Source organism: Paenibacillus terreus (assembly GCF_042138595.1).
Lineage (GTDB): Bacteria > Bacillota > Bacilli > Paenibacillales > Paenibacillaceae > Paenibacillus > Paenibacillus terreus.
Genome location: NZ_JBHIRX010000005.1, coordinates 242,337 through 253,689, shown reverse-complemented (window position 1 = coordinate 253,689; position 11,353 = coordinate 242,337). Strand labels below are relative to the sequence as shown.

Genomic DNA, 11,353 nt, shown 5'->3' with positions numbered 1-11,353 from the left:
CTATTCAACTAGACGAACTTTTACACCCAAAGGTTTCATCCTGAGGGGTCAGCTTTCGCTGCCGCCTTCCTGCTGCTGCATCAGGGAAACATTCCGCTGCGGTGTAAATGTTGAAATGGCATGCTTATAAATCATCTGCTGCCGTCCATCAGAATCGATCACAATTGTAAAATTGTCAAAAGCTTTAATGGTCCCCCGCACCTGAAACCCGTTCACCAAATAAACAGTGACAGGAATGCTTTCCTTGCGAAGCTGGTTTAAGAACGTATCTTGGATGTTGATGGACTTGTTCATTAGCCGTACCCCCAATAATCATTTGAGTTATTCTGAAATATATTCAAGATCTGTACCGAACTTTCCTGCCACAATTTTCTTCAGCTCATCAGCAGTTTTCGAAAAATGTGCAGCATTCGTCACATCCATCCACCGGATATCCTTCATGTGCCGGAACCAGGAAAGCTGCCGTTTTGCAAAATGGCGGGTATCTCTCTTCAATAAAGCGACCGCGTCTTCAAGCGTTGCTTCCCCACGCAGGTAGGATGAAATCTCCTTGTAGCCCAGGCCCTGCATCGAGATGGCATCACTTCTGACTCCGCGTTCCATTAAAGACGCCACTTCCTCAACAAGCCCTTGCCGCAGCATGCCATCTATACGGTCTTCAATACGGTTATATAGCATTTGCCTATCCATTGTCAAACCCACAATGCACAAGTCATAGGGAGATTCCTTTTTTTGAGCGGCTAACAGGGAACTGAAGGTCCTGCCGCTGACATGATATACCTCAAGCGCGCGGATGACCCGGCGGCGGTCGTTCGGATGCAGCTTCGCTGCGCTTTCAGAATCCACGGCTGCCAATTTGGCATGCAGAGCCTCGTTGCCTTCGCGTTCGGCATAGGCGAATTGTTCCTGCCGGAAGGCCTCATCCGCCCCAACCTCGGAAAATCGGTATTCATAACAGACGGACTCCACATACAAGCCCGTGCCCCCTACAATAAACGGCAGCCTGTTCCTGGCATGAATCTCCGGAATCAGCCGGCGGCAGTCTTCCTGAAATTCCGCTACCGAATAAGGGTATTCCGGCTCATGTATATCGATCAAATGGTGGGGAATGCCTCCCATTTCCTCATTTTTTATTTTCGCTGTGCCGATGTCCATATGTCTGTAGACCTGCATGGAATCACCGGAAATGATTTCGCAATGAAACGAGCGGGCTATTTCAATGCTGAGCTGTGTTTTGCCGACCGCGGTAGGTCCGACCAACACAAGCAGCTTCGGCTTAGGCTGTGCTGTCAATCTGAATCACTCCGTACACTGTTTTCGTTTGTCCGCGCTGTTCAACCTGGAATCCGAGCCGGCTGAATTCACTGCTCTTCCGTTTTTCTTTCATGAGCACGGTCTTTCTTGCCACTCTGCATGCCTCCTGCACACTCTCCACCTCCAGGGGAGCCGGGTTGGCATAGGTCCGCAGCGGCCCGATGGCGCTTGAATCTGTAACAGGGTCACGGAACATCGGATCAAAATAAACGATATCCACGCTCCGGTCGGGAAGACTGCGCAGCACATCCAGATGGTTGGCGCTCGTAACATGAACGCGCTTGAGCGCCTCGTCCAGGGCTGGAACGCCGGAACGGTAATATTTCATGCCTTCCATGAGCAGCGCGCATACGGGACTAGAGCTTTCCACGGCTGTCACATGTCCGTCCGGGCCCGAAGCGACGGAAAACACGAGAGAATCGGCTCCCATGCCTGCCGTGCAGTCCAGAACGGTATCCCCTGCCTCAAGCCTTGCGGCAGTCAGCATTGGATCAGCTTCTCCCTTTAATACCCGTCTGGCGCGAATATATCCCATGCTGGGGTGATATTCCAGCGGCGGATGTCCCGGACGGATCAGCCGCACGCCGTCCTGTACAAGCACGAGCACGTCGGAGGCGCCGTGCCGCTTCGCCAGCTTGGCCACGGAAAGGTTGCCGCGCGGGATATAAGGCGCTCCGGTGGCGGCTGACAGCCGCGCAGCCCGCTCCAGCGTCACTGCGCCGGGCGAATCGCCTGTTGTGATGATAAAACTGTGATGATTTGATTGTATCAACAATGTTTAGGTCTCCTTATACTACATCACTCGTTTGAACAGCTTCTCCAGATCATAGGTGGAGAAGGAGACGACAATCGGGCGGCCGTGCGGGCACGTATAAGGCTGCTTGCACCGGCCGAGCCGCTGCAGCAGCACACTTGCCTCCTGTTCAGTGAGCTTCTGGTTCGCTTTAATGGATGCGCGGCAGGAGCACATGATGGACGAAGCCTCGCGCAGCTTGGCCAGATCAATTGTTTTCTCCTGCAGCACCCACTCCGCCATTTCTTCAATGACGTCGGCCTCTTCACCCTTGGGCAGCCAGTAAGGGTAGGAAGTAACGCGGAACGTCTGTCCTCCGAAATGCTCCAGATGCACACCTGCCTGCTCGAACCAGTGCAGCCTGTCCTTCAGCTTTTCCGTTTCGGATGGCGTAAATTCGAGCGTAATGGGAAGGAGCAGCTCCTGGGAGGCTGCCTCCGGATTGCCGAATTTCTCATAATAAAATTCATAGTTGATGCGCTCATGGGCGGCGTGCTGGTCAATCAGATACAGACCGCTTTCATTCTGCGCGATCAGATACGTTCCGTGATGCTGCCCGATCAGGGTCAGCTCCGGAAAGCGTGGTATTTCAGGGGCGGGGCCATGAAGCGCCCGCTCTGCTGCAAGCTGCTGTTCCTTCTGTGCCGCCGCCTCCTGTCTGTACGGGGCACCCCGTTCCTCTGCCGCTGGCTTGTAGGTTGATGCCGCCGTCTCGCGGATACCGGGCTGCTGCCCGGAGAAGCCGCCGCCGTCCCGTCTTGCAGTCTGTCCATCCCGATCATTTGTTCGGGAAGGAGCAGCCTGTGTTTCATAAGGCACTGCAAGCATTGGCCCGGAAGAGCCCCCAAGCTCCCGTGACTGTGAAGAAAGGTCCGCCGGCGCCTCAAGGTCCTCCTCCGCAGTGCTGGCAGCCGGTTGACGCGGTTCAGCAATTTCCTGTTCCTTCGAGAAATGAAACTGCTCCTGGATGATCGATTTGCTCTCCCTGCTGCCAGGCTCGCGTTTGACCGCTTTCGGGATAAGCACCTGCTGCTGCAGGGCGGCTCTGACCGTCTCCTCCACGAATTGATAGAGCTCCGCCTCCTTGCTGAACCTCACCTCAAGCTTGGCCGGATGCACGTTCACATCCACCAGCGAAGGGTGCATCTCCAGCCTGAGCACGGTCAGCGGATAACGGTTAATGGGCAGCAGCGTGTGATAGGCCTTCAGGAGCGCCTGATTCAGACCGAAGCTGCGGACAAAACGGCCGTTGACCACCGTGGAAATGGCGCTGCGGCTGGAACGGGTCCATTCCGGCTTGCTGACATATCCGCTGACCTTGTAGTCCAGGCTGTCGCCTTCCACGGCGAGCATCGCCTTGGCGGCGGAAGTGCCGTATACGGCAGCGATAACCTGCAGCAGATCGCCGTTGCCCAGCGTCTGCAGCAGCACGTTGCCGTTGTGGCGCAGCGTAAAAGCGATCTCCGGGTGAGACAGGGCCATCCGGTAAAGCACGTCCGAAATGTGGCCGAGCTCCGTCTGGATCGTTTTCATATATTTCAGTCTTGCAGGTGTATTGTAAAACAATTCACGGACCGTAAAATCGGTGCCCTGCTGTGCGGCGGCATCCTCATGTGACACCAGATTTCCGCCTTCGATAACGATGCGGCGGGCGTGCCCGTCATCATTTGCGGAGGTCAGCACCTCAACCTTGGCAACCGCCGCGATGCTGGGGAGGGCTTCTCCCCGGAAGCCAAGGCTTGTAATCTGATACAGATCGCGACCGTGCGCAATTTTACTGGTGGCATGCCTGTAAAACGCAGTCTCGACATCTTCTGGCTCAATGCCGCTGCCATTGTCCAATACGCGAATGCTTGCCAGCCCGCCTTCTTCGACCATGACATCGATGCGCGAGCTGCCCGCGTCAACCGAGTTTTCAAGCAGCTCCTTTACGACGGAAGCAGGCCGTTCAACGACCTCGCCCGCCGCGATCTGGTTGGCGATATGCTCGTCCAGCACCTTGATTTTCGCCATGACGTTCTCCCTCCCCGTCCGAATATAATAAGCCGGTTACAAATCAACCGCGCTGTGCTTCAGCTCGTTCAGCAGCTGCATCGCCTGCAGTGGCGTCATATTCATGATGTCCGCCTGTTTGACCTTGCGGATGATGTCCAGAACCCCCGGATCCACTTCCGCCTCTGGCTGTACAGGTGCCAGTTTCCGTTCAACCGACCCCTCTTCTTCACCAAACATGGACAGCTGGACAACCGTCTCCTTCACCTGGCTGTTCCGGTTTTCCTGGTGATTCTTGCTGTCGGTATCAAATTGCAATCCGGCTGCTGGTATTTCCCGCGCTTCCGGCATCTGCCCGGCATCAGAACCGGCTGCAGCTTCCACCCCGGCAGTTACCTGTGCGGCAGCCTCCACGCCGGCAGTCACCTGGGCAGCAGCCTGCTCGAAGCCGGCCAGCAGCCCGTTCGCCCGGTTTATGATCACGTCAGGCAGACCGGCAAGCCGAGCGCAATAAATGCCATAGCTGCTGTCGGCTGCTCCTGGGATCAGCTTGCGCAGGAAATTCACCTTGTCTCCGCTTTCCTGCACCGCCATCGAATAGTTGCGCAGCGAGTGCAGGCTTTCCTCCAGATGGGCGAGCTCGTGAAAATGCGTAGATACGAGCGCTTTACAGCCGATTTTGTCATGTACATATTCGATAACCGCCTGGGCAATCGCCATGCCTTCGCTCGTGGACGTGCCTCTGCCGAGCTCGTCGATAATGATCAGACTGCGGGCTGTTGCTTTCTCCGTCATGACCTGGATATCCGCCATCTCCACCATAAAGGTGCTTTGCCCTCCGATCAGATCGTCCGCCGCCCCAATGCGCGTAAAGATGCGGTCCAGGATCGGCACCTCCGCCTTCGCGGCAGGGACAAAACAGCCGATCTGCGCCATGATGGCGATCAGGGCAACCTGGCGCATGTAGGTGCTCTTGCCGGCCATGTTAGGGCCGGTAATCAGTAAAATCCGTGCGGCCGCTTTTTCCAGGCCGGTGGCGTTGGCGATAAAACCTCCGTCCTTCATGACTGCTTCCACGACCGGATGCCGCCCCTGCTGCACCTTGAAATCATACCCGTCCGTCATCTCAGGCTTCACGAATCCGCGCTCAGCGCTGACGGAAGCGAGCGACTGATAGACATCAATCTCGGCCACCTGCTCGGCCAGCTTCTGCAGCCGCTGAATTTCTCCGTTTAGCTTTGCCCTTAATTCGCTGAAGAGGCTGTATTCCAGATCGACCATCTGGTCCTCCGCCTCCAGAATCAGCGTCTCCTTTTCCTTCAACTCAGGAGTTATGTACCGCTCTGCGTTGGCCAATGTCTGCTTGCGCTCATATCTGCCTGCAGGCAAGGCGGAAAGGTTCGATTTAGTAACCTCGATATAGTAGCCGAAAACCTTGTTGTAGCCAATTTTCAGGGAGCGGATGCCTGTTGCTTCGCGCTCCTTCGCTTCCAGCTCGGCAATCCAGCGCTTACCGTTCACGCTCGCTTCGCGCAGCTCATCCAACCGCTGGTGATAGCCTGCCTTGATAATCCCACCTTCGCGTACCGACACAGGCGGTTCCTCCGCGATGGCCTTGTCGATTTCGCCGCACAAATCGGCGCACTCATCCATCGTGTCCGCGATGCTGCGCAGAGTCGCTGAAGGCGACTCGCTGCAAAGCTGCTTCAGCTCCGGGATGCGCGCCAAGGACAGCTTGAGCGCAATCAGATCACGCGCGTTCGCATTGCCGAAGGCGATGCGGCCAACAAGCCGCTCCAGATCATAAATGTCCTTCAGCTGCCCGCGCACATCCTCCCGCAGAATGAACTGGTGATACAGCTTGTCCACGGCTTCCAGGCGCTCTTCTATAGCGCTGCGGGACAGCAGCGGCTTATCGATCCATCTCCGCAGCAGCCTTGAGCCCATGGAGGTCTCTGTACGGTCCAGCAGCCACAGCAGGGAGCCTTTTTTCGAGCGCTCCCGCACAGTCTCCACCAGCTCCAGATTGCGCCGGGTGAACGGATCGAGAATCATGAAATGATTGGGCTCATAAGCGGAAATGGTCGTAAGCTGGCCGAGCGAACGCTTCTGCGTTTCATGCAGATAAGCCAGCAACCTGGAGACACAGACGCGCCGTTCCATGGTTGTGCGCGCCCATTCGGCTTCGCCGAACTGCTGCCGTACAAGATCGTCCTTCGCCCTGTCCCATGCCGTAAAGACGATCTTGCGGCCTGTAACCGGGCTTCTGGATGCGATGAGTTCAAGCAGCTTTCCGTCCCCGATCATCTCGGAGGGCTCGTAAATGTTGACTTCGTCCATCAGCCACTCCTCGGAATAAGGCGCGGAAGTCAGATAAAGCTCGCCTGTGGACAAATCGCAGGCAGCAAGGGCCAGCATGCCGCCGCTCTCTGTCACACAAACCATGTAATTGTTCGAGCGCTCGCCCAGCGCTTTGCCCTCCATCACGGTGCCGGGTGTCACCACCCGCACAATTTCACGTCTTACCATGCCTTTGGTGACGGCCGGGTCTTCCATCTGCTCGCAAATCGCAACCTTGTAGCCTTTTTCAATCAGCCTTTGGATATAGTTCTCGGCCGAATGATAGGGGACGCCGCACATCGGGATTTTTTCACCGATTCCCCCGTCCCGTCCCGTCAGCGTAATTTCCAGCTCCTTCGCCGCCAGCACCGCATCGTCAAAAAACATCTCGTAAAAATCGCCAAGCCTGAAAAACAGGAATGCATCCTGCGCCTGTTCTTTTACCTTTAAATACTGCTCCATCATCGGCGTGTATTTTGCCATAACTACCCCCACCAAACTTACTCTTTTAGATGTTGTTCAAAAAGTCATCTTTTGATCACGAAGGAAGTCAGGAAGCGGACTCGACATCGAATCTTGAATTCAGCCGGGCCTTCCGGGGCTCACGTACCCTAAGTACGCTCCGCTCCTCAGTCCCTAGCTTCATCCAACTCAAGCGTTTTGAAAAAACGCACTTCGGAAGCATAAGCTTCGGTGCTGAAAACCCGACTTTTTGAACTCGCACTATTATAGAATCAGCCAGTCCTGTTGATTGTATTGTATTTCCCGAATCTCCATTATACCAAAAAAGGCCTCCCGGATCATGGGGGTGACGGGAGGCCCCACAGAGGACGGATATCCCGCGTCTCATCCCACGCCTCTCCGCCGCGAAGGCAACGGATAAACGGGGCTGTAAAATCCCTGTATTCCTCATAAGAGGACAGGCGCTCGATATCGTTCAAGAGCGGCTCCAATGCCTTATACAGCCTGGGCTTATCTCCTTTATAAAAAGCCTCATGAACAACATCCCCCTGCAATGGACGCTGCGGCAGCTCCCTGTAATGGCGGGCAATGAGGTAGGCAAAACCGATGACACCTTTGGCAAGCAGCGGGGAGACGAGAAAACTGGGGAGCGTGCGGTATTCGAAGCCCCCATGGGGCTTGCGGCGGAAGTCCCCCAGTGTGCCATAACGCGGACGCCGCGCATGGGTACGCTGATCCTCAAGCAGCGCTACCGGCAGGGCAAGGTAGTTATCCAGCACCCGCAGCAGCTCCCCGCTGAGCTCAATTCCGCTGAAATGCAGATGGCCGCCCAAGGGCAGCCCGCGCTGAGGCATGCCCCCGGCCTGCCAGATCAGCGTCCTGTCCGTAATGCGCCGCGAGGCAAACGCCATCGCGTTCCGCAAGTGACGCAGCAGCCTTGATGGCTCAGGGCTCGGCGCAGGCCGCAGCTCCGCCACCGGGAAGAGTGTCCTGCCGCGGCGTGATACAGCGTCGCAGCCCGCTTCCCCCTGCCGGTCAAGATACCTGGAGGCGGGAACCACCCTTTCCTCAGGCAGCCTGACGAGTAAAAATTCAGGATCCATGCCGATGAGCGGCCGCTCTCCGGCCTGAGGCAGCTCCTCCTCGGCTGCAGATACAGCAGCAGATAACGCAGATTGATACAGCTCCCTCAAGCGGCTGTCGTGCCGCCAGGGCTCCGGCCTGACACGCGTTACCCCGTACCCCGCATTGCGGTCTGGCATCAGCATAATTTCCCCGGAATCAAGTCCAAGGGTATACAGACTGCGCACCGCAAGTCTCCCCAGGCGGGTATGCAGAAGGGAGCCTGCTGCCGGCGGACTGCTTATATTCGACGGTGCGGCAATACCCGATCCTATGCTGCGGATTTCCAGCACTTGAAGTCGCTGCACCTGTACCGCGTAACCGAGCGAAAACGCATTTGGAGCTGACTGTACGGTCAGCATTTCAGCTATACCTGTCCGCTGTAATCTGCGGCATTTCTCACGAACAGACATTTTTCTGAACACATCCGGCAAACGATCCAGTTCCTGCATGCCGACCGAGCCTCCCTATAAGAAGTTGTTCAAAAAGTCATCTTTTGATCACGAAGGAAGTCAGGAAGCGGATTCGACATCGAATCTTGAATTCAGCTGGGCCTTCCGGTGCTCACGTACCCCAAGTACGCTCCGCTCCTCAGTCCCTAGCTTCATTCAACCTTCTCGGTGCTGAAAACCTGACTTTTTGAACTCGTACTATAAGGCATCAAAACTTAAAAAAAGAGGGCATTCGCCCTCTACTTTGCTGCAGCCCGCGCATATGATGCTGCATAAACCCAAAACAAACCCGATTACAATTCGTCGTCAATAAGGTCCAGATCGAGCTCTTCAAAATCTTCTTCACCCGAGACGTACTCATAATCTTTTTCCTCAGCATCCCCGCAGCTGTCGCACACGAGTACACACACCTTGGTTTCAGCAACCATTTCTACTGCAAACTCGCGCTCCACGCGGATAATGACACTGCCCCCACCGGGAGATACACTGGCTTCGACACAGCTTGGTTCCTGCGTTGCCTCCGCAGAAACCTCAACTGTTGACTTCCTGTGCTTCGAATCCAGATAGGAGAGGCCCACCTGCTCGACGTAGGATACCGTTTCTTTAGCCACGTCGGTTTGGGAGTTGTTATCATAGGAGTACCAGATGTTGATATGGTAAGTTCCAACAACCTCAATCCCTTCACCGGCAGAAACCGCTTCATACTGGTGGTTGATAACCCAGGCCCCCAGGATGCTTGTCGGATTATTTGGCGGAGTCACGGTATGAGTTACGGTAGAGAATTTGCGGCCTTTACCACAAACCGCTTTGGTTATGATTTCTCTACATTTGTGTTTATGACTCAATGACATTTTGAACCTCCTCCATACAATCATTCACTACATGTGTATGCAGGACATGGGCGAATGTTGAGTGAATAGACATAGAGAAATTGATATTATTTAGAAAAGCCGGAGGCCTGCGGTTACCTTGAGCTATTTTCAGTATATGGGCAGCCGCCCGCAAACATGATTGCAGGCCAAGGGGAAAGCGCATGTTTTGATAAAACATATTCGATCGGACATCCAGTTAACACCGTTCACAGGCAGCGGTGTTCTTTTTTTGTTACCTCTTAATCTTTTTTCACAACAAAAAAACCGAATCTCACTGTTCTGAGAAACGGTATTTAGGATTCCTTATGCTTCTGCCTGCTTCAATTCCACCGGTGCCGGAGCCTTGTCCTTCTTGGCAATTTTCAAGTATTGCGACAGCTCGCGGCTGAGCTGCAGGATGGCCGATCTTACCTCGAATTCCTCGCGCGTGGCCGGCAAATCCATTTCCTTGAATTGGTCATCCACCTGCTGCAGCAGCTTCTCCGTACGGCCTGTATAGTGCTCTGCAACGACATCGACGCTCAGCTGCTCAAAAAGCTCTGCAACAAGCGCAGCTTGCGGCATATGAAGGTACATCTGCGAGATCAGCTGCATCATGTTCTGGATGGAATCCAGCTGCTGTCTGCGCATGTAGAAATACACCTTCCAGTCCTCGCGCGGGTTCAGAACCTGATTCTCGATCGAGCGGCCCGCTTCGCTGGTTCCTTTCGCAATGGCCTGATCTGCCGCGATAATTTCACTGCCGTCCCAGTCATCATCCGGATTCCGCAGCGTTTGCGCAATTCGGGTAAAGATAACGGAAAAAGTCTGATCGATGTGCTGGCGAATTTCCAGCATCGTATTATCTGTCCTCGGCATGTAAGCCAGGTTGACCACCATCGCGGAACCCAGCCCGATCAGCAGCAGCCACAGCTGGGTCAGCAGCACCTCTACATCGATCACTCCTTCGCTGAATACCCGGAAGACGACAACAGATCCCGTTACAATTCCTTCCTTGAAGCCAACCCTGACAATGACCGGGAAAGCCGTTAAGATGTACAGGGCCAGCACCCAATAATGAAAGCCGAACACATCGAATAAAACGCTGGCAAAAAGCAGGCCCACCACGGAGGCAAAAAAGCGCGCCGAAATGGTGCGAATGCTTCTTTTACGCGTGACATCCACGCCAAGTATCGCAAGCAGCCCTGCCGATGTGGGTCCGGGAACACCAAGCCCGTCCGCGACAAGCACAGCCATCAGCGCGGCAATCGCCGTTTTAATCACACGAAAGCCCATGAAAAATTTTCGCCCTTCCTTGAAAACAGATTGATTATTTTCATAATACCTTACTTTGTACACTGACGTAAACTTGGAAAGCGGCAAGAAGGCGATTCGACCCCCACAGAGGTCTATAACCGGAGTGAGATGGGTGTCTATAGGCTGTGTAGAGTGTGGTGTGTGGTGTCCGTTGCTCGGTGGCCGGTGCCTGATGCCTTTCCATACAGCTTTGCACGATTATCCCTTTTGGTCAGAATGCGAGGGTTAAGGGCTGAATGTTGAGGCCTGGGGAAGGAAAGAGGAAAGAGAAACGGGATACGAAAAAAAGGTGGCTCAAGTGGGAGGTTAGACTTGAAACAGGAACGTATGTTTGGTGTAACGAGAAAAAAGAACTTTTGTTCGCATTTTGTTGATTCGGAGGCGAGCAGACATGGAAGTCCAAGCGGTAACAGAAATTCAATCCTTTAGCAGTCATGATCACAACGAGCAGGACTGCATGGAGGCGCTGGTCGCAATAAAGTGAACGAACGGTTTTATCTGACCGCGTTGCGCTCACACCCTCTAAAGTCATCTGACTTCCCGGCGCATCCCTTTGTTCGAATGTGCGGTGCCTTGCTCCCCTCCTCCCTTCTCTCTCGGTCGGTTTCACATCATCTAAACGCTCTGCTTTTTCCTAAGATCGTCTCATGATCTCGAACCGATCTGTTTCTCCATAAGGCATGATCCAAAAAAATAATAGATCCATCCGG

General features: G+C 54.5%; 8 protein-coding genes. All 8 read right to left on the bottom strand.

The window, feature by feature from the left end:
- Window positions 1-48: 48 nt before the first annotated feature.
- On the bottom strand, window positions 49-294 hold the full coding sequence (hfq, locus tag ACE5KN_RS12320; protein WP_305754165.1) for an RNA chaperone Hfq: 246 nt from the start codon (window positions 292-294) through the stop codon (window positions 49-51).
- Between the two features lie 27 nt (window positions 295-321).
- Window positions 322-1,293 (bottom strand): tRNA (adenosine(37)-N6)-dimethylallyltransferase MiaA, encoded by a 972-nt coding sequence (gene miaA, locus ACE5KN_RS12315; RefSeq protein WP_375523685.1) that lies wholly within the window; start codon window positions 1,291-1,293, stop codon window positions 322-324.
- Window positions 1,277-2,089, bottom strand: coding sequence for a class I SAM-dependent methyltransferase (locus ACE5KN_RS12310; protein WP_375523684.1), 813 nt, complete (start codon window positions 2,087-2,089; stop codon window positions 1,277-1,279). The genes miaA and ACE5KN_RS12310 overlap by 17 nt, the downstream gene beginning before the upstream one ends.
- 18 nt (window positions 2,090-2,107) lie before the next feature.
- On the bottom strand, window positions 2,108-4,120 hold the full coding sequence (mutL, locus tag ACE5KN_RS12305) for a DNA mismatch repair endonuclease MutL (protein ID WP_375523683.1): 2,013 nt from the start codon (window positions 4,118-4,120) through the stop codon (window positions 2,108-2,110).
- A gap of 36 nt (window positions 4,121-4,156) precedes the next feature.
- Window positions 4,157-6,922 (bottom strand): DNA mismatch repair protein MutS, encoded by a 2,766-nt coding sequence (mutS, locus tag ACE5KN_RS12300; RefSeq protein WP_375523682.1) that lies wholly within the window; start codon window positions 6,920-6,922, stop codon window positions 4,157-4,159.
- A 317-nt stretch (window positions 6,923-7,239) separates the two neighbouring features.
- The gene (locus ACE5KN_RS12295; protein ID WP_375523681.1) at window positions 7,240-8,475 is read right to left on the bottom strand and encodes a putative amidoligase domain-containing protein; all 1,236 of its coding nucleotides are present in this window, start codon (window positions 8,473-8,475) and stop codon (window positions 7,240-7,242) included.
- Between the two features lie 293 nt (window positions 8,476-8,768).
- Window positions 8,769-9,326 carry an outer spore coat protein CotE gene (cotE, locus tag ACE5KN_RS12290; protein WP_375523680.1) on the bottom strand — a complete coding sequence of 186 codons (558 nt, stop codon included), beginning with the start codon at window positions 9,324-9,326 and terminating at the stop codon, window positions 8,769-8,771.
- 324 nt (window positions 9,327-9,650) lie between these two features.
- Window positions 9,651-10,622, bottom strand: coding sequence for an aromatic acid exporter family protein (locus ACE5KN_RS12285; protein ID WP_375523679.1), 972 nt, complete (start codon window positions 10,620-10,622; stop codon window positions 9,651-9,653).
- Between the last annotated feature and the right edge of the window lie 731 nt (window positions 10,623-11,353).

Bases quoted from the DNA above. Each gene is read 5' to 3' on its own strand.
- ACE5KN_RS12295 (WP_375523681.1), bottom strand. From the start codon at position 8,475: ATGCAGGAACTGGATCGTTTGCCGGATGTGTTCAGAAAAATGTCTGTT.
- ACE5KN_RS12285 (WP_375523679.1), bottom strand. From the start codon at position 10,622: ATGGGCTTTCGTGTGATTAAAACGGCGATTGCCGCGCTGATGGCTGTG.
- cotE (WP_375523680.1), bottom strand. From the start codon at position 9,326: ATGTCATTGAGTCATAAACACAAATGTAGAGAAATCATAACCAAAGCG.
- hfq (WP_305754165.1), bottom strand. From the start codon at position 294: ATGAACAAGTCCATCAACATCCAAGATACGTTCTTAAACCAGCTTCGC.
- mutL (WP_375523683.1), bottom strand. From the start codon at position 4,120: ATGGCGAAAATCAAGGTGCTGGACGAGCATATCGCCAACCAGATCGCG.
- mutS (WP_375523682.1), bottom strand. From the start codon at position 6,922: ATGGCAAAATACACGCCGATGATGGAGCAGTATTTAAAGGTAAAAGAA.